Source organism: Roseovarius sp. THAF9 (genome assembly GCF_009363715.1).
Classification (GTDB): domain Bacteria; phylum Pseudomonadota; class Alphaproteobacteria; order Rhodobacterales; family Rhodobacteraceae; genus Roseovarius.
The window spans coordinates 3,078,068-3,095,614 of sequence record NZ_CP045404.1; the positions used below are offsets into that span (position 1 = coordinate 3,078,068).

General features: G+C 64.0%; 15 protein-coding genes and 1 tRNA gene. 7 read left to right on the forward strand and 9 right to left on the reverse strand.

The genetic code is table 11. The features are described 5' to 3' along the window. Window positions 1-12: 12 nt before the first annotated feature. Both FIU86_RS15220 and FIU86_RS15225 read right to left on the reverse strand, forming a co-directional pair. Window positions 13-570, reverse strand: coding sequence for a hypothetical protein (locus tag FIU86_RS15220; protein WP_152475861.1), 558 nt, complete (start codon window positions 568-570; stop codon window positions 13-15). After that, window positions 567-1,517, reverse strand: a complete 951-nt coding sequence (locus tag FIU86_RS15225) for an aspartate carbamoyltransferase catalytic subunit (protein ID WP_152475862.1) — start codon at window positions 1,515-1,517, stop codon at window positions 567-569. Before FIU86_RS15225 ends, FIU86_RS15220 begins: the two co-directional genes overlap by 4 nt. 162 nt (window positions 1,518-1,679) lie before the next feature. Between FIU86_RS15225 and FIU86_RS15230 the strand changes: the two genes are divergently transcribed. The 5 genes from FIU86_RS15230 (at window position 1,680) to FIU86_RS15250 (ending at window position 8,571) form a co-directional block, all read left to right on the forward strand. After that, window positions 1,680-2,462 (forward strand): uracil-DNA glycosylase family protein, encoded by a 783-nt coding sequence (locus FIU86_RS15230; RefSeq protein ID WP_152475863.1) that lies wholly within the window; start codon window positions 1,680-1,682, stop codon window positions 2,460-2,462. Beyond that, window positions 2,459-3,064, forward strand: a complete 606-nt coding sequence (locus FIU86_RS15235; protein WP_152475864.1) for a metallophosphoesterase family protein — start codon at window positions 2,459-2,461, stop codon at window positions 3,062-3,064. The genes FIU86_RS15230 and FIU86_RS15235 overlap by 4 nt, the downstream gene beginning before the upstream one ends. A gap of 17 nt (window positions 3,065-3,081) precedes the next feature. After that, complete coding sequence (gene moaB, locus FIU86_RS15240; protein WP_152475865.1) at window positions 3,082-3,624, forward strand: molybdenum cofactor biosynthesis protein B; 543 nt, start codon at window positions 3,082-3,084, stop codon at window positions 3,622-3,624. 96 nt (window positions 3,625-3,720) lie between these two features. Continuing rightward, a complete protein-coding gene (locus FIU86_RS15245; protein WP_152475866.1) occupies window positions 3,721-5,175 on the forward strand; it encodes an efflux RND transporter periplasmic adaptor subunit in 1,455 nt (484 codons plus the stop codon). 3 nt (window positions 5,176-5,178) lie between these two features. After that, window positions 5,179-8,571, forward strand: a complete 3,393-nt coding sequence (locus FIU86_RS15250; RefSeq protein WP_152475867.1) for an efflux RND transporter permease subunit — start codon at window positions 5,179-5,181, stop codon at window positions 8,569-8,571. Here FIU86_RS15250 and FIU86_RS15255 read toward each other — a convergent pair. Beyond that, window positions 8,550-9,359: a protein-disulfide reductase DsbD domain-containing protein gene (locus FIU86_RS15255; protein WP_152475868.1), complete on the reverse strand. Its 810-nt coding sequence runs from the start codon at window positions 9,357-9,359 to the stop codon at window positions 8,550-8,552. The genes FIU86_RS15250 and FIU86_RS15255 overlap by 22 nt on opposite strands. Before the next feature lie 149 nt (window positions 9,360-9,508). On the opposite strand from FIU86_RS15255, the gene FIU86_RS15260 reads away from it, so the two are divergent. After that, complete coding sequence (locus FIU86_RS15260) at window positions 9,509-10,063, forward strand: YqgE/AlgH family protein (RefSeq protein ID WP_152477180.1); 555 nt, start codon at window positions 9,509-9,511, stop codon at window positions 10,061-10,063. A 63-nt stretch (window positions 10,064-10,126) separates the two neighbouring features. On the opposite strand, the gene FIU86_RS15265 is transcribed toward FIU86_RS15260, so the two are convergent. The 3 genes from FIU86_RS15265 to FIU86_RS15275 form a co-directional block, all read right to left on the reverse strand. Then, window positions 10,127-10,888 carry a class II aldolase and adducin N-terminal domain-containing protein gene (locus tag FIU86_RS15265; RefSeq protein WP_152475869.1) on the reverse strand — a complete coding sequence of 254 codons (762 nt, stop codon included), beginning with the start codon at window positions 10,886-10,888 and terminating at the stop codon, window positions 10,127-10,129. A gap of 175 nt (window positions 10,889-11,063) precedes the next feature. Next, the gene (locus tag FIU86_RS15270; RefSeq protein WP_152475870.1) at window positions 11,064-14,186 is read right to left on the reverse strand and encodes an efflux RND transporter permease subunit; all 3,123 of its coding nucleotides are present in this window, start codon (window positions 14,184-14,186) and stop codon (window positions 11,064-11,066) included. Between the two features lie 12 nt (window positions 14,187-14,198). Then, window positions 14,199-15,392 carry an efflux RND transporter periplasmic adaptor subunit gene (locus FIU86_RS15275; protein ID WP_152475871.1) on the reverse strand — a complete coding sequence of 398 codons (1,194 nt, stop codon included), beginning with the start codon at window positions 15,390-15,392 and terminating at the stop codon, window positions 14,199-14,201. A 215-nt stretch (window positions 15,393-15,607) separates the two neighbouring features. Here FIU86_RS15275 and FIU86_RS15280 point away from each other — a divergent pair, with 215 nt between their 5' ends. Then, window positions 15,608-16,096: a DDE-type integrase/transposase/recombinase gene (locus tag FIU86_RS15280; protein WP_172977520.1), complete on the forward strand. Its 489-nt coding sequence runs from the start codon at window positions 15,608-15,610 to the stop codon at window positions 16,094-16,096. Between the two features lie 198 nt (window positions 16,097-16,294). Here FIU86_RS15280 and FIU86_RS15285 read toward each other — a convergent pair. The 3 genes from FIU86_RS15285 to FIU86_RS15295 all read right to left on the reverse strand — a co-directional run bounded on the left by FIU86_RS15285 (window position 16,295) and on the right by FIU86_RS15295 (window position 17,532). Continuing rightward, window positions 16,295-16,368, reverse strand: a tRNA-Gly gene (locus FIU86_RS15285). 188 nt (window positions 16,369-16,556) lie between these two features. Next, window positions 16,557-17,042 carry a DUF1772 domain-containing protein gene (locus FIU86_RS15290; protein ID WP_152475873.1) on the reverse strand — a complete coding sequence of 162 codons (486 nt, stop codon included), beginning with the start codon at window positions 17,040-17,042 and terminating at the stop codon, window positions 16,557-16,559. A 61-nt stretch (window positions 17,043-17,103) separates the two neighbouring features. Beyond that, the gene (locus FIU86_RS15295; RefSeq protein WP_152475874.1) at window positions 17,104-17,532 is read right to left on the reverse strand and encodes a DUF4345 domain-containing protein; all 429 of its coding nucleotides are present in this window, start codon (window positions 17,530-17,532) and stop codon (window positions 17,104-17,106) included. Window positions 17,533-17,547 lie beyond the last annotated feature (15 nt).

The following is a 17,547-nucleotide window of genomic DNA, read 5'->3' on the forward strand; positions in this document are numbered from 1 at the left end:
AACGCGGGTCGCTCACGAAGCCACCCACACCACAACGGCCGTCAAAACGAACAGGACTAGCAGCGCGATCATCGCCACACGGCCCAACATCGCCGCGTCCGATTTCTTCTTCGGCTCGGCCTCGGTGGCCTCCTCCGGTGCGGGTGCCACTTGCGCCCCGGCGCTTGGCAGCGGTTCGAACTGCACCGGCGCCTTCTCTTCGTTCAACGTCGCCACCAGCGTCACTGGCGCCCGCGGGGTCAAAACCTGCGCCTGCCCGCCAAAGGCCCGCGAGCCGACGATCAGCACTGTACCCTTCAGACCCTCAATGACTACGTGCTCGTCTTCCAGATCGTCCCGGGAAACGCCCATCCCCTCTTCCAGGTACTGGTGCAGGCCAAAGCCGGTCAGGTCCTCCACCTGGATCAGGTCGACATGATGCGGGTCCAGCGTTTCGGCCCCAAGGGCATCCCGCAACGGCCAACTGCCGTTGCGCCGGTTGAAGGTCTCGGCCTCCGCGCGGTCCAGATTCACGTCAAAGACGCGTACCACGCCGCTCTCGCTTTCACGGATTTCGATCCGGTCGCTCATGCCATCACCTCCTTGGGCCTTGCCCGCAGGTTTCGTGCCAGCAGGTCCATCGCGGCCATGCGCACGGCCACGCCCATCTCGACCTGTTCCTGGATCACGCTGCGATTGATGTCGTCGGCGATCTCTCCGTCGATTTCCACGCCCCGGTTCATCGGGCCGGGATGCATCACGATTGCATCCGCCTTGGCATGGCCCAGCTTTTCGGCATCCAGACCGTAGCGGTGGTAATATTCCCGCTCGCTGGGGATGAAGCCGCCATCCATCCGTTCCCGTTGCAGGCGCAGCATCATCACGACGTCCACATCCTTCAGCCCTTCGCGCATGTCCTCGAACACCTCGACACCGAAGTCGGCAATCCCCGACGGCATCAGCGTGGGCGGCCCCACCAGCCGCACCCGGTTCTCCATCTTGCCCAGAAGGATGATGTTCGACCGCGCCACACGGGAATGAGCGATATCCCCGCAGATCGCGATGCTCAACCGATGCAGCCGGCCTTTCGCCCGCCGGATTGTCAGCGCATCCAAGAGCGCCTGGGTGGGGTGCTCGTGCCGCCCGTCACCCGCATTCAGAACGGCGCAATTCACTTTTTGCGCCAGCAGGTCCACCGCCCCCGATTGCGGATGGCGCACCACCAGAAGGTCGGGATGCATCGCGTTCAGCGTCATCGCCGTATCGATCAGAGTCTCGCCTTTCTTGATCGAGGACGCCTGCATCGCCATGTTCATCACATCCGCACCCAGCCGCTTGCCCGCCAGCTCGAAACTGGCCTGCGTCCGGGTCGAGTTCTCGAAAAACATGTTGATCTGCGTCAGACCCGCCAGCGCATCGGCATGCTTCTGGTCGCGGCGATTGAGGTCCACGTACTGGTCCGACAAATCAAGCAGGGTAGAGATATCCGACTGCGCCAGGGGCTCGATCCCCAGAAGATGCGCGTGTTGAAAAGCCATGCCACCGCTCCGACGTCAACTGCCTGCGCGCTTATAGGAAAGCGGGCGCGCCGGGGCAAGCGTAGGGTGGGCGAAAGCCCACGCCCCCCGGAAAGCCAGGCCAAGCTGCCGAACATGCAACCCGTCTTCCCCCGCCTCGCCACAGCCGCTATCTTCCGCCCCATGACCGCCCCCTTGGATTCGCACACCGCCCTTGCCATGCTCGACTGGCAGATCGACCTCGGCGCGACCGAGGCGATCGGCGATACGCCCGTGAACCGCTATGAGGTACCTGAAAAGCTGACACCGGCCAAGAAACCGGAGCCAGCGCCCCCCATCCCGGCCAAGGAACCCGCGGTCGACACTGCCGCCGAGGCCGGATTCGCCGCCGCCGACGCAGGCTCCCTCGACGCGCTCAAATCCGCCCTCGCCGCGTTCGAGCATTGCGACCTGAAACGCGGCGCGCGCAACCTCGTGTTCTCCGACGGCCACCCCTCCGCCCGCCTGATGATCATCGGCGAGGCGCCGGGCCGTGACGAGGACCAGCAGGGCAAGCCCTTCGTCGGCCGCGCCGGGCAGCTCCTGGACAGGATGCTCGCCGCCATCGGCCTGTCGCGACAGAACGACGATCCCGCCACCAGCGCCTACATCACCAACATCCTGCCCTGGCGCCCGCCGCAGAACCGCGATCCGAATCCCCAGGAAATCGCCATGATGCTGCCCTTCGTGGAACGCCACGTACAGCTTGCCGACCCTGAGGTGATCGTGCTCATGGGCAATATCAGCTGTCAGGCCTCGCTCGGCAAACGCGGCATCACCCGCCTGCGCGGCCAGTGGACCCAAGCCTTCGGCAAGCCCGCCCTGCCGATGTTCCACCCCGCCTACCTCTTGCGCAAACCCCATGAGAAACGCACCGCCTGGGCCGACCTGCTCGACCTTCAGGCCCGCCTCGAAGGACAGACATGAAGCTTCTCGCCTTTTCCGACCTGCACCTTGCCCGTGCCCGCGCCGCCGAACTGGTGACCGCCAGCGCCGAGGCCGACCTCGTCATCGGCGCGGGGGATTTCTGCAACCACCGCGCCGACTTGGACGAGGCGATGCACATGCTCTCGGGCATCACCGCACCCATCATCGCCGTCCCCGGCAACGCCGAAAGCTTCGACGAACTGACCTCAGCGGCCCTGCCCAACATGACCGTGCTGCATGGCACCTGCACCAGCCAAGGCGACCTCACATTCTTCGGCCTCGGCTACGGCGTGCCGGTCACGCCCTTCGGCGACTGGTCCTGCGATCTGTCCAACGAAGAGGCCGCGGCGTTGCTCGCGCCCTGCGAGACCGCCGATATCCTCGTCCTGCATTCCCCGCCCAAAGGCGTGGCCGACCTCACCTCGCTGGACATGTCCGTTGGCTCCACCGCCATCCGCGACGCAATCGAGCGCATCCAGCCGAAGCTGGCCCTCTGCGGTCATATCCACGACAGCTGGGGCGTGACCGGACGCATCGGCGCCACGCAGGTGGTCAACCTCGGCCCCCGCCCCAACTGGTTCGACATCACCCCTGAGACCTGAAAGCACAGCATACGCCAATGTCCAAGATCGACGAAACCAAGGAATTCATCCCGGTCCGCATCGCCGTTCTGACCGTCTCCGACAGCCGCGACCTCAGTCAGGACCGCTCCGGCGCCGTGCTGGTCGAACGCATCGAGGCCGCGGGCCACGTTCTCGCCGACCGCATGGTCGTCCGCGACGAGCGCGACCAGATCACCGAGCAGCTGCGCGAATGGATCGCCAGCCCCGAGATCGACGTGATCCTGTCCACCGGCGGCACCGGCCTGACGGGCCGCGACGTGACCGTCGAGGCGCACAGGGATGTCTACGAAAAGGAAATCGACGCGTTCGGCACGGTCTTCACCATCGTCTCGATGAAAAAGATCGGAACCTCCGCCGTTCAATCCCGCGCCACCGGGGGCGTGGCGAACGGCACCTATCTTTTCGCCCTGCCCGGCAGTCCCGGCGCCTGCAAGGATGCATGGGACGAAATCCTGGCCTACCAGTTCGATTACCGCCACAGCCCCTGCAATTTCGTCGAAATAATGCCGCGTCTGGACGAACATTTGCGACGGAAGTGACCTTTGGCCGCGTATCAGCCCCATGAAACCTTGCCGCGAGCATCTATCTTTATGGTATGACTGCCCCGCGCCAAGTGGCTTAAAAGGTTGATCTGAATGCGGTTCCTGCGCCACAGCCTGACCGGACTGTTCCTGCTGTCCCTGACAGTGGGCCTGTTCGCCTATGCCGGTCAAATCGTGTTTTCCGCCGTGCAGGAACGCATGAGCGCCGAAACCCAAGCGCCCGAGCGGCGCGAACGCGTCTTCGCCGTCAACACCGTCACCGCAACGCCGGGCACGCAAACGCCCGTCCTGACCGCCTATGGCGAGGTCGAAAGCCGTCGCACGCTCGAAATCCGCTCCGATACCCCGGGCCGCATCACCGAGTTGACAGCACTTTTCGAAGATGGCGGCCGCGTCCGCGACGGGCAGGTTCTGGCGCGGATCGACCCGTCGGACGCGCAATTCGCCCTTGACCTCGCCCGCGCCGATCTGACCGATGCCGAGGCCGAGGTGCGCGAGGCCGAGCGGGGCCTCAACCTCGCCCGCGACGAGCTTGCCGCGGCGCAGTCCCAGGCCGAGCTGCGCAAAAGTGCTCTCGACCGCCAGTTGGACCTTGAAGAGCGCGGCGTCGGCACCGCCGCCGCCGTGGAACTTGCCGAACTCGACGCCGCCAGTTCCGAGCAGGCTGTTTTGACCCGCCGTCAGGCCGAGGCCACCGCCGAGGCCCGCGTCGACCAGGCCCAGACCCGCCTCTCGCGCAGCCGCATCGCGCTCGCCGAGGCGCAAAAGGCACTGGACGAGACCACCATCACCGCCCCTTTCACCGGCACGCTTCAGGGCGTCAGCGTGGTCGAAGGGCGGCTCGTTTCCGCCAACGAAAAACTGGCCGATCTCATCGACACCACCGCGCTCGATGTGGCCTTCCGTGTCTCCACCGCCCAGCACCGTCGCCTGCTGGATGAAAACGGCGACCTGATCCTCGCCCCCGTTCGCATCCGCCTCGACGTCTTCGGGCTGGAAATGGAAACCACCGGTCGCCTCACCCGCGACAGCGCCGGGGTCGAGGAAGGCCAGACCGGGCGTCTGGTCTATGCCCGCATCGACGACCCCCAAGGCCTCAAGCCCCGCGACTTCGTCTCGGTCCTGATCGAGGAACCGCCGCTCGACAACGTCGTTCGCCTGCCCGCCACGGCGCTCGGCTCGGACGGCACCGTGCTGGCCCTGACCGCCGAGGATCGCCTGCGCGCCGTCCCCGTCACGCTCGTCCGCCGACAGGGCAACGACATTCTCGTGTCCGGCGACGGCCTCGACGGGCTGGACATCGTGACCGAGCGCAGCCCGCTTCTGGGCCCCGGCCTCAGGGTCCGCCCCGTAGGCAATGCGCCCCAGTCCGACGACACCGCCCAGATGCTGGAACTCAGCGCAGACCGCCGCGCCCGCCTGCGCCAGTTTGTTGAGGACAGCCCCGACATCCCCGCCGCAATGAAGACCCGGCTCTTGGGTCAGCTCGCGCAGCCGGAAGTTCCGGCGCAGACCGTCGAACGGCTCGAACGCCGCATGGGCAGCTAACCCATGGTGCGCGACCTGCCCGACCGCGCCGGCGGCATCCTGTCCTATTTCACCCGCCACCCCACGGCGGCGAACCTTCTGCTGGTGGTGCTCGTGGTCCTTGGCCTCGCCGCCGCCCCCCGGATGCAGGCCCAGTTCTTCCCCGATGTAGTCATCGACGAGGTCAGCGTCTCGGTCCTCTGGGACGGCGCCAGCGCCGAGGATATCGACGCCGGCATCGTGCAGGTGCTCGAACCCGCGCTTCTGGCCGTCGAGGGCGTCGAGACTTCGCAGGCCACCTCGCGCGAGAACACCGCCAGCATCCAGCTTGAATTCGAACCCGGCTGGGACATGGGCCGCGCCGCCGATGACGTCTCGGCCGCCGTCGACAGCATCACCGACCTGCCCGAAGAGGCCGAGGAGCCGCGCGTCACCCGTGGCGCTTGGCGCGACCGCGTCACCGATATCGTCCTCACCGGTCCCGTCGCCACGCCCCAGCTCGGGCAGTTCGCCGACGAGCTGGTCACCCGCCTCTACGACGCCGGCGTCACCCGGACCACGCTTCAGGGCGTCGCCGCGCCGCACACCATTGTCGAAGTGCCCACCACCAACCTCATCGCCTATGACATCACCATGGCCGAGATCGCCGCCGTGATCGCCGCCGAGGCCGACACCGACCCCGCGGGCGACGTGACCGGCGGAGCCACACGCGTTCGCATCGGCACCGAGAAACGCGACACCGACCAGATCGAGGCGCTGATCCTGCGCTCCAACCCCGACGGCTCCAAGCTGACGATCGGCGACGTGGCCGACGTGCGCGTCGAAGGCATCGACCGCGAACGCCAGTACTTCGTTGGCGACAACCCTGCCCTTCAGATCCGCGTCGACCGCTCCGCCAATGGCGATGCGCTCGCCATCCAGGCCCAGGTCGAAGAGATCGCCACCCGGATGGAATCCACCTTGCCCGAAGGCACGGAACTGACGCTGATCAACACCCGCTCCGACGCGATCTCGGGCCGCCTCGACATGCTCATGGACAATGGGCTGACCGGCCTTCTGCTAGTGGTGTCGCTGCTGTTCCTGTTCCTCAACGCTCGCACCGCCTTCTGGGTCGCGGCAGGCATCCCCGTGGCGATGCTCGCCACGATAGCGCTGATGTACGTGGCCGGGCTGACGATCAACATGATCTCGCTCTTCGCACTGATCATCACGCTCGGCATCGTGGTGGACGATGCCATCGTGGTGGGCGAACATGCCGACGCCCGTGTGCGCAAATATCGTGAAAGCCCCGTTCAGGCCGCCGAACGCTCCGCCCAGCGCATGGCGCTGCCCGTTTTCTCCGCCACCCTCACCACGCTCATTGCCTTCTTCGGGCTGGTCGCCATCGGCGGACGCTTCGGCGATCTTATCATCGACATCCCCTTCACCGTGATCGTCGTCCTGTCGGCCTCGCTCGTGGAATGCTTTCTGATCCTGCCGCACCACATGTCTCATGCGCTGGCCCATGCGGGCAAGGAACGCTGGTACGACTGGCCCTCCCGGACCGTAAACCGCGGCTTCGTATGGCTGCGCGAACGCGCCTTCCGCCCGTTCATTGCACTGGTCATCCGCGCCCGTTACCCCGTGCTGGCGGGGATCGTCGTATTGTTGGCCTCCCAGGCCGCGCTCTTCATCAAGGGCGACGTGCAGTGGCGCTTCTTCAACGCACCGGAACGCGGCAGCGTGACCGGCAACTTCTCCATGGCCCCCGGCGCCACGCGCGAGGATACGCTGGCCATGATGCGCCAGATCCAGACCGCCGTCGAAGACCTCGGCGCCGACTACGAGGACCGCCACGGCGCCAACCCCATCAAGTTCGCCATCGCCCAGATCGGCGGCAATTCCGGCGGTGGCCTCGCCGGTGCCGACACCAAGGAACCCGACCAGCTTGGCGGCATCTCCATCGAACTCATCGACCCCGACCTGCGCCCCTATTCCTCCTTCGCCTTCGTGGCCGAGTTGCAAGACGCCGTCACCCGCCACCCCCTGACCGAGGAACTCAGCTTTCGCGGCTGGCGCTCGGGCCCCGGCGGCGACGCGCTCGACGTAGAATTCTACGGCGCCACCGCCGAGACGCTGAAAGACGCCTCCGAGGCGCTGAAATCCGCGCTGCTCGACTACCCGGAGGTGTCGGCGGTCGAGGACAACCTCGCCTATGACAAGCAGGAACTGATCCTCGAACTCACGCCGCAGGGCCAGGCACTCGGCTTTACAATCGACGACCTGGGCACGGTCCTGCGCCATCGCCTGAACGGGATCGAGGCCGCGACCTATCCCGACAGCGCCCGCAGCGCCGAGATCCGCGTCGAGGTGCCGGAATCCGAACTTACCGCCGACTTCCTGGAGCGCATGCAGATCCGCGCGCCCACTGGCGCCTACGTGCCCCTGGCCGATATCGTCAGCGTGACCGAGCGTGTCGGCTTCTCCACCATCCGGCGCGAGAACGGCATCCGCCACATCAACGTCACCGGCGACATTTCCGAGGATGACCCCGCCCGCGCCGCCGAGATCAGCACCGCGCTCGAGACCGAGATTCTGCCCCGCATCGCCAGCGTCCACCAGGTCGAATGGCAGCTTGGCGGCCTCGCCGAACAGGAAAGCGAGTTTCTGAACGACGCCCGCCTCGGCCTAATCCTGACGCTGACCGGCATCTACCTCGTCCTCGCCTGGGTCTTCGCCAGCTGGACGCGGCCCATCGTGGTGATGTCGATCATCCCCTTCGGTCTTGTCGGCACGATCTACGGGCACGCCTACTGGGAGGTGCCGCTGTCGATGTTCACAGTCGTGGGGCTCTTGGGCATGACCGGCATCATCATCAACGACTCGATCGTGTTGGTGACCACGATCGACGATTACGCCAAGGAGCGCGGGATTATCCCCGCGATCATCGAAGGCGCCGTCGACCGCCTGCGCCCCGTCATGCTGACGACGCTCACCACTGTGCTGGGCCTCACCCCGCTACTGTTCGAGCAATCGACCCAGGCGCAGTTCATCAAACCCACCGTGATCACGCTGGTCTATGGCCTGGCCTTCGGCATGGTCCTCGTCCTGCTGCTGGTGCCCGCTATCATTGCCATCCAGTCCGACGTCGCGCGCCAGACCGCTTCCCTGCGCCGCGCCCTGCGCTCCAAACCGAGAGAATTGCGTGGTGTTATGCTGGCGGGCGCGGTGGCCATCTCGGCGCTCTTCGCCGCCACGCTGGGCTATGCGGCACTGACCGGCAACCTGCCCGGGCCGCTCGCCGCGCTGGCCCTTGCATCCCCGATGCCGACAGCACTGGTGCTTTTCATCGCGGGAAGCCTACTGATCGTGCTACTGCTCTACGCCATGGTCGCGATCCGCCACGCCATGCGACGTCAGCCCGCCGAACAGCCCTGAATATCCACGGCGCCGCCCCGGCTCAGCACGGTAAAGCGCAGACCCCTGCGATCGACCGCAAAGGACCGCCCGTCGACATGGCTCAACACCGTCCGCGCGATCAGGCTGTTGCCCTGCCGCGTGGTCTCGGGCGGCGAAACCCAGACCTTGGGGTCGCTCGATTCAACCACCGCGTATTCCGACACGCCCAGCTTTGGCATCCGGATCGTCGCGGTCAGTTGCACGCCACCCGCCACCGGCGACAACCGGCACGCCACGCTCCGCACCCCGGCCTCGTCGGCACCATAAGGCCGCTCGGTCAGGGCCGCGACGATGGCCGGATCCGGCTTCTTCGCGGCACCCGGCAAGACCTGCGCCACGTTGACGCTGACCGGCACACAGATATCCTTGCACACGCCGATCTCCAATTGGCCCTCCAACCGCACGTCACGCCCGCCCGCTTTGGGGCGAATGTGCAACGGCACAACCACGTCATCATCGTACCCGATGGTCATGAACCCGAATTGCGGCACCGGCTTGGGCGCGGGCCAGATCACCTCCAGCCCGGCAAGGTTGCGCGACCCGCGCCAGTTGAACAATGGCGGCACACCGGCCTCGCCCGGACTGCGCCAATAGGTCTTCCACCCCGGCGCCAAGTCCAGCCGCAGCCCCGCGTAGTGACTGCCATCCGACGCCCGCCATCCGGGCAGCACATCAACGCGCACCATATCAGCAGTATCCTGGGCCGACACCGGCCCGGCACAGGCCGCGATCAGGGCGGCTTTCAAAAGGGTCATGAACTTTTGCATGGGGCCTCTCATGGCGTGTTTCAGCGGCTTTGCCAATTCACATTGAAGCGAGAAATCCCGGCAATCTCAAGGCAGGATGGTTGCACAGAACGCCCCGCACCCCCATCATGGGAGATGAAACCAAACCACCGGGGACCGCCTTGAGCGACATCGACCTGACCGGAAAACTGCTGATCGCCATGCCTGCCATGGGCGACGACCGCTTCGCCCAATCGGTCGTCTTCATCTGCGCCCATTCCCCAGAGGGCGCCATGGGTCTCATCGTCAACAAGCGCGCCGACGACCTGCGCCTCAGCGACCTGCTGGAGCAACTCGAGATCGCGCAAGGGCGCGACATGACGAACCTGCCCGTACATTTCGGCGGTCCTGTGGAACATGGCCGCGGGTTTGTTCTGCATGATTACGGCTACCATTCGGCAATCTCGACGCTCGACGTGAACGACAATTTCGCCATGACCGCGACGATGGACATCCTCGAGGATCTGGCGCTTGGCCGTGGCCCGCTGCGCAACATCGTGGCCTTGGGCTATGCCGGCTGGGGCCCCGGCCAGCTGGAAAGCGAGTTGTCCCAGAACGCGTGGCTCACGGTCGAGGCCGACAAGGAAATCGTGTTCTCGCACGCCGACGCAACCAAGTGGGAATCCGCCCTGCAAAAGCTGGGCGTCAGTTCCGTCACGCTCTCCTCGGAGGCCGGTCGCGCCTGACGGCAAAAGCCTTCAAAAAGCTTTTGCCAAATCTTTTCTGCAAAAGATTTGGCCCGCCCCACCTCACGCGGCGTAATCCGACCCTTCCTCATCCAGGATCGCCATCAGTTCCGCCAGGTGCCGGTCGCCCTGCCCCGGGTACTCTTCCATCTCGCGCGCGGTCTTCTCGGCCACCTCGTCCGACAGCACCCGCAGCGGCTGGCCGGTCTGCAATGCCCGGATATACGTCTCGGCCGCCCGCTCGAAATAGTACATCCGGTTGAAGCAATCCGCGACGGTATCGCCCATCACCAAAATACCGTGATTGCCCATGATCATCACCTTCTTCGACGCATCACCCAACATCTGCGCACAGCGCTCACCCTCATCCTCAAAGGCAAGCCCGCCATAGCCGTCATCTATGACATAGCGGTTGAAAAACGTGGCACAGTTCTGGTCGATCGGCGGCAGAGTGCTGTCAGCCAGGCTAGCCAGCACCGTGGCGTGAATCGAATGCACATGCATCAGGCAGCGATGGTGCGGACAGGCCCGATGCACCCCGCCATGCAGCCCCCATGCAGTCGGATCGGGCGCGCCGGGCCGCTCCAGCGTCTGGGGATCATTGGCGTCGATCATCAGCAGGTCCGATGCTTTCACCCGGCTGAAATGTACCTGGTTGGGGTTCATTAGGAACTGCGTGCCATCCTCGTTGACCGACAGGCTGAAATGGTTCGCCACAGCCTCATGCATGTTCAGTCGGGCGGTCCAGCGAAACGCCGCAGCCAGTTCGACACGTTCTTTCCAGTGGGCAATATTGGGGGGGCTGGCGGGTTTGGTCTGCAACATGGGACATCTCCGTTCCGGGCGTTTTCAGCACCCTGCGTCAGTATAATCCAAGTTGCAATCTACGCACCGTCGGGCCTTATCAGACTCCGTGCCCTAAACCATTCATTTCACCAAAATTCGGGCGCACGCGACGCACGCGCCTGTCAATCGCCGCCATCCAAAGGCACCAAAGCCCCTATTCGGCTTTGGCGCCCTTGTCGGTCTTCCGACCAAAACGGAACAGCCGGGTGACGATTACGAAAAACAACGGCACAAAAATTACCCCCAGAACCGTGCCGGATATCGTCCCGCCCAGCACGCCCGAGCCAATCGCGTTGCGCCCGCCTGACCCCGCGCCGGAACTCAGCACCAAGGGCAGCACACCCAAAGAGAACGCCATCGACGTCATTATGATCGGCCGAAACCGCTGCCGCGCCGCCTCGACCACCGCGTCGATGACGCGCTCGCCGGCGACATGCCTGTCTCGCGCGAATTCCACGATAAGAATCGCGTTCTTGCCCGTCAGGCCGATTACCGTCAGCAATCCGACCTGAAAGAAAACTCCGTTGTCGAATCCACCGAAATAGGCCGCCGACAAAGCCCCCACCACGCCGATCGGCATGGCCAGCATAACCGCAAAGGGGATCGACCAGCTTTCATACAAAGCGGCCAGCGAAAGGAACACCGCCGCCAGAGAAAGCGCATATAGCAACGGTGCCTGGTTGCCCGATTGCCGCTCCTCCAGCGATAGGCCGGTCCACGACAGCGCGAATCCGGGCGGCAGCTGTTCGGCCAGCCGCTCCATCTCGGCCATCGCGGCCCCGGTCGACACGCCGGGGGCCGGTGCGCCCTGCAATTGCATCGATGGGACACCGTTGAACCGATAAAGGCCCTGAGGCCCGTAGTTCCACGACCCTTTCGCGAAATTCGAGAACGGCACCAGGCCGCCGCTGGCATTGCGCACCCGCCACTTGTCGATGTCGGACGGATTGGCGCGATCTGGCGCGCCCCCCTGTACATAGACACGCTTGATCCGGCCCTGGTCGATGAAGTCGTTCACGTAGGACCCAGCCCACGCCACCGTCAGCAACTGGCCCACGTCATTGGCCGTCACGCCCATCGCACCCGCCTTGCGCCAGTCAATATCCAGATTGTATTGTGACGCGTCCTCCAGCCCGTTCGGCCGGGCCGACGCGATCAGCTCGCTCTGCGAGGCCAGTCCCAGCAATTGATTTCGCGCCTGCAACAACTCCTCGTGGCTCTGCCCACCACGCGCCTGAAGGTACACGTCAAACCCCGACACGTTACCAAGCTCGATCACCGAAGGCGGCACGATGGGAAATACCATCGCATCGCGTATCCCGCTCAGCGCGCCAAAGGCGCGTCCGGCCAGCGCCTGCACGCTTTGCGCGGGCGACTTGCGCTCGTCCCAGTCCTTCAGCTGCACAAAGGCGATGCCCATGTTCTGGCCCTGTCCGGCAAAGCTGAACCCGACGACGCCAAACATCGAATTCACCGTCTCGGTTTCCTGGGTAAGGTAGTATTCCTCGACCTGTTCCAGCACGTCCAGCGTCCGCTCGGCGGTGGCGCCGGTCGGTGTCTGAATCAGCGTGAACAAAATGCCCTGGTCCTCGTCCGGCAGAAACGCGGTCGGCGTACGCGTAAACAAAAAGGCCATCGCGACGGCCAGTGCAAGATAGACGATCGCCACCCGGAAAGGGCGCTTGACGGTCCAGGCGACGGTGCCGCCATAGCGATTCAGCACCGAGTCGAACCCGCGGTTGAACCAGCCGAAAGCGCCCTTTTTCTTGTCGCGGTCTTTGTGTTTCAGGATCGTCGCGCACAGAGCCGGTGTCAGAGTCAGCGCGACCACCACCGACAGCGCCATCGCCGACACGATCGTGATCGCGAACTGCTTGTAGATCACGCCGGTCGAGCCGGGAAAGAACGCCATCGGCACGAACACCGCCGACAGCACCAGCGCAATGCCGATCAGCGCGCCGGTGATCTGCCCCATGGACTTGTAGGTTGCCTCGCGCGGGGGCAAGCCTTCTTCCTCCATGATCCGCTCGACATTCTCGACCACCACGATCGCGTCGTCCACCAGCAGGCCGATCGCCAGCACCATCGCCAGCATCGTCAACGTGTTGATCGTGAATCCGGCCGCCGCCAGAACGCCGAAGGTCCCAAGCAGGACCACCGGCACCGCCAGCGTCGGAATGAGCGTCGCGCGCAGGTTCTGCATAAAGAGGAACATCACCAGGAACACCAGCAGGATCGCTTCGAACAACGTCTTTATGACTTCCTCGATCGAGATCAGCACGAACGGCGTCGTGTCGTAGGGAATGACGTATTCCACGCCTTCGGGAAAGAACTCTGCGAACTCGGCCATCCGAGCCTTGACCGCTTCTGCCGTGTCCAGCGCGTTGGCCCCCGGTGCCAGGCTGACGGCAAGGCCCGCCGCCGGGTCCTGGTTGAAGCGCGCGATGGTGGCATAATTCTCTGCGCCTATCTCGACGCGCGCCACGTCATCCAGCAGCACCAGCCCGCCATCGGTCTCGGCCCGCAATACGATCTGGCGGAAATCCTCGGGCGAAGTCAGCAGCGACTGCGCGGTGATCGTGGCGTTCAGCTGCTGCCCCTCGACCGTCGGCCGCGAGCCAAACGCCCCCGCCGAAATTTGCGCGTTCTGCGCCGACACAGCATTCACCACATCAGCAGGCGTCAGTTCGAACGCGGCAAGCTTGGACGGGTCCAGCCAGATCCGCATCGCGTATTGCGCGCCGAACACCTGAACTGACCCGACCCCCTCGACCCGGCTCAGCTCATCGACAAGGTTGGTGACCATGTAATCCGACAGGTCCACCTGGTCGAACCCGTCCCCGCGCGAGATCATCCCGATCACCATCAGGAAGCCGGCCGAAGATTTCTCGACCGTCACGCCCTGCCGCTGCACCGTTTCCGGCAGCAAAGGCGTTGCGCGCGACAGCTTGTTCTGCACCTGAACCTGCGCGATATCGGCATCCGTGCCGGTCTCGAAGGTCAGCGTGATGCTCGATTGCCCCGCCGATGTCGAGTTGGACGAGAAATACCGCAACCCGTCCAGCCCGGTCATCTGCTGTTCGATTACCTGAGTCACCGTGTTGGCGACCGTCTCGGCCGAAGCGCCGGGGTAATTCGCGCTGATCGTGACCGAGGGCGGCGCGATTTCCGGATACTGCGCAATCGGCAGGATGCGGATCGCCAGTACCCCGACCCCCATGATCAGGATCGCGATAACCCAGGCAAAAACCGGGCGATCAATGAAAAAGCGCGCCATGGGAGTGAATCCTTATGGGGATTTCTGGTCGTCCGCCTCGGCGGGGTCTTCGTTTGCGTCGTCGGTCGCCTCGGCCTGTGGCGCTTCGCGCTCTTCTGGCGCGACGGCCGCGCCAACCCCGGTCTTCTGGAACCCGGCGACGATCACCCGGTCGCCGTCCTGCATCCCGCCGTTGACTACCCATTCGGCACCGCGGTCCTGAAGGATGGTCACCTGGCGCTCCTCGACGACATTCTCGGCGGTCACGACCCAGGTGATGGGGCGTCCGCGCCGGTCGCGCTGCACCGCTTCCTGCGGCACCAACAGAACGTTCTCGGCGGTGCCCACCGGCAGCTCGACCTGGACGTACATCCCCGGCAAGAGCAGGCGGTCGGGATTTTCGAATTGCATTCGCAGCACCACTACGCCGGTCTGCGGATCAACATTCGGCTCCGCAGCGGTGATCGTGCCCGTCTCGTCAAATTCGGACCCGTCCGCCAGCGTCAGACGCACCGTCGTATCGGCATTGCTCAACTGGTCCTCAGTCTGTCCGCGAGTCCACCGCAGCAGGTCGGCGGCCGATTGGGTGACGTCCACGTAAACAGGGTCGATATCCCGGATCACCGCCAAGGGCTCGGCTTGGCTTGCTGTCACCAGCGCCCCGGGACTGGTCCGCGCTAGGCCGATCTCGCCCGACAGGCGCGCCCGGATCGTAGTGCGCTCCAACTCGATCTCGGCCGACCGCAACTGCGCCTCAGCCACCTCGACCGCCGCTGCGGCGGTGTCGCGCACCGCCTTGGCCTCGTCAAAGGCCCGCTCGCTCGTCACGTTGCGCTCGCGTAGCTCCACCAGCCGTTCGGCCTCGACCTCTGCTGCATCCAGCTGGACCCTGGCCTGTGTCACCGCCGCCTGCGCCTGTTCGACGGCAGCGGAATAGGTCGCGGAATCAATGCGATAAAGCGCGTCACCCTCCTCGACAAAGCCCCCCTCCCGAAATAGCCGTTCCGTGATGATACCATTGACCTGCGGCCGCACCTCTGCCTCCGCGGATGCCGCAACCCGGCCGGGCAACGTCGAGGTCAGCGTCACCGTCTGCGCCTGCAACGTGACAACCACGACAGGCACCGGCTCCTGTGCCTGCTGAGAAACCGCGCGTCCCACGGACAGGCTCGACACGGCCAGACCAAGCAGCAGGGCCGTTATCGCTAGGATTAAACGGTTGATCATGCCTTTCACCCCCGATGGCGGATGCTTGCCGCGATGCGATATGGACTGCTTAGTAGACCCTTCCGTTCAGTTTATCCATAGCAATACGTAGTGGGCCTGTTTCGCGCCGCCGCCGCGTCGACCTATGGCCTAGGGATTTAAGCAGTCCGGTTGCGACGCCGACACACTTTTGGCGTCCCGAACATCCCCACACCCAACACGCGGTCTATCCTTGTTTGCCGAGGAAGATACAAGTCGACCGTCCGAACCACGTCTGGTGTGCCGACACCACCTTCGCGCCGGTCAGGAATGGCTTCCTGTATCAAGTCGCCATAATGGATTGGGCCTCGCGCAAGGTTCTGATTTGGCGGCTCAGTGACACGATGCAAGCCGACTACGGTCTCGAGGCCCCGAACGATGCCATCGCCCGGCACGGACGGCCTGAGATCATGAACACAGATCAAGGATCGCAGTTTACGCGATCAGCCTGGATCACGACGCTAACCGAAGCGGGAGCGGGCAGATCAATGGACGGACGTGGGCGCTATCTGGACGCAATCTTTATCGAACGGCTGTCGCGAAGTCCGGAACAGGAGGCGATCTATCTCGAAGAGACAACTGACGGCTTCCAAGCCCGAAAGCTCGTCAAAGACTGGATGACATTCTACAATACCGAGCGGCCCCATTCCGCACTTGATCGGCGAACGCCGGACGACGCAAATTAGGTCGACCTGGAAGAACAAAAACAGCATGAAACCTGAAACCAATACACCTTAGGAACGCTGCAAAACTGTCCAGAAAGATGGAAGCACTTCAAAATACGCGCCGCCTGAGAAGTATCGAGCCAGCCAAATTATCTACATACAGACATCAAGAACCCAGATACGCTATACTTAGCGTTCGGTTCTCAGTTCCTGTAGATTTGGAGCGGGCGACGGGAATCGAACCCGTATCATCAGCTTGGAAGGCTGAGGTCTTACCATTACACAACGCCCGCTCAACAATTCAGAGGAGTATTTCATGCACTCGGCGGGGTCAAGTGCAACGTCCGTACACGGCCCATTCCGGACTTCCGGAATATCACCAAGTGCTGCGGCGCAGCTTCTCCAGACCGGACCTTCGCAGTGCCTCAAATCATCTGCCGCGCTCAAGATCGCATTTTTTGGACAGTGGGAACCGCCTCTGTCAAACAGTCGTCAGCCCGAGCAGCAACAACGCCGCGGCGACGCTGCAGGCGATTGTTCGAACCGTGTTCCAGAATGTCCAGCGCGGCAGATAGGTTCCTGTCCAATAAGCGTGGGTCGCCTCGCGAGAAAGATCCATGCGGGCCAGCGCTTCGTTTAAGGGAACGTTGAAAGCAATCGTGACTCCGAAGCCGCCAAGAATGTAGACCAGCCCCGCCGCTGTGATTAGCGTCGCCGCTGGTCCGGTCAACATCAGAACTGCATAGACGATCAGCGCCAGGGAGAAAACGGCAAGACCCAGGAAGAGCGTCATAAAGACCCAGCGGAACACCTCTCGGTTGACGGCTTGCATCGCCTCCGCTCCACCTTGACCGCTGGTCACAGAGAGGGCGCGCATGATGAAATCCGAGAACGCGAGAAAAACGCCGCCGACCAGTGCATAGGCGAGGACAGCGAGGTGAGCGAGGTAGAAGAACGTGGGGGACATTACGAGTGTTCCTTGTGCGGGGAGGCGGCAGAGCTTCAGGGGCCGTGCCGCCCCGGCAGATTCATTTAGCGGGCTGCGCTATGTATGGGCCTTCTGCTTGCTGCCAGAGACGCCGGTGGAAGGCTGCAAGGCAGAGAGCTGCGATCCAGAGCTCGACGACGAGGGCACCGATGATGCTGCCGAACGGCACACCGTCCAAAGCAAGCCCGACCAGCCGGCCTGCCGGGAAGGCGATGAAGACCGTCAGGGCTGCCACCATGGCGGCGGGCAGGATTCTGTGCCGCCAGATGCCGAGCAGCATCAGAAGACCGAACCCTGCAAGACCGGCGCCGGGGGCGCGCAACTCGCTCAGCAGGTTGGGGTCTTGGCCCAGAGGGATGCCGTAGCTGGCATAGAATGCGTGTGGCGCGAACAGAATGAAAGTGCCGATGTTGAGCGCGGTGAGACCGGAGATACCGAGCGCGATCTTTTCGAACAGGGTAGGTCTCATGTCATTCTCCTTTCC

Excerpts from the sequence above, each read along its gene's own strand:
- FIU86_RS15230 (WP_152475863.1), top strand. The coding sequence starts at position 1,680 with ATGACCGCCCCCTTGGATTCGCACACCGCCCTTGCCATGCTCGACTGG.
- FIU86_RS15225 (WP_152475862.1), bottom strand. The coding sequence starts at position 1,517 with ATGGCTTTTCAACACGCGCATCTTCTGGGGATCGAGCCCCTGGCGCAG.
- FIU86_RS15275 (WP_152475871.1), bottom strand. The coding sequence starts at position 15,392 with ATGATCAACCGTTTAATCCTAGCGATAACGGCCCTGCTGCTTGGTCTG.
- moaB (WP_152475865.1), top strand. The coding sequence starts at position 3,082 with ATGTCCAAGATCGACGAAACCAAGGAATTCATCCCGGTCCGCATCGCC.
- FIU86_RS15255 (WP_152475868.1), bottom strand. The coding sequence starts at position 9,359 with ATGCAAAAGTTCATGACCCTTTTGAAAGCCGCCCTGATCGCGGCCTGT.
- FIU86_RS15220 (WP_152475861.1), bottom strand. The coding sequence starts at position 570 with ATGAGCGACCGGATCGAAATCCGTGAAAGCGAGAGCGGCGTGGTACGC.
- FIU86_RS15270 (WP_152475870.1), bottom strand. The coding sequence starts at position 14,186 with ATGGCGCGCTTTTTCATTGATCGCCCGGTTTTTGCCTGGGTTATCGCG.
- FIU86_RS15250 (WP_152475867.1), top strand. The coding sequence starts at position 5,179 with ATGGTGCGCGACCTGCCCGACCGCGCCGGCGGCATCCTGTCCTATTTC.
- FIU86_RS15265 (WP_152475869.1), bottom strand. The coding sequence starts at position 10,888 with ATGTTGCAGACCAAACCCGCCAGCCCCCCCAATATTGCCCACTGGAAA.
- FIU86_RS15295 (WP_152475874.1), bottom strand. The coding sequence starts at position 17,532 with ATGAGACCTACCCTGTTCGAAAAGATCGCGCTCGGTATCTCCGGTCTC.
- FIU86_RS15235 (WP_152475864.1), top strand. The coding sequence starts at position 2,459 with ATGAAGCTTCTCGCCTTTTCCGACCTGCACCTTGCCCGTGCCCGCGCC.
- FIU86_RS15245 (WP_152475866.1), top strand. The coding sequence starts at position 3,721 with ATGCGGTTCCTGCGCCACAGCCTGACCGGACTGTTCCTGCTGTCCCTG.
- FIU86_RS15290 (WP_152475873.1), bottom strand. The coding sequence starts at position 17,042 with ATGTCCCCCACGTTCTTCTACCTCGCTCACCTCGCTGTCCTCGCCTAT.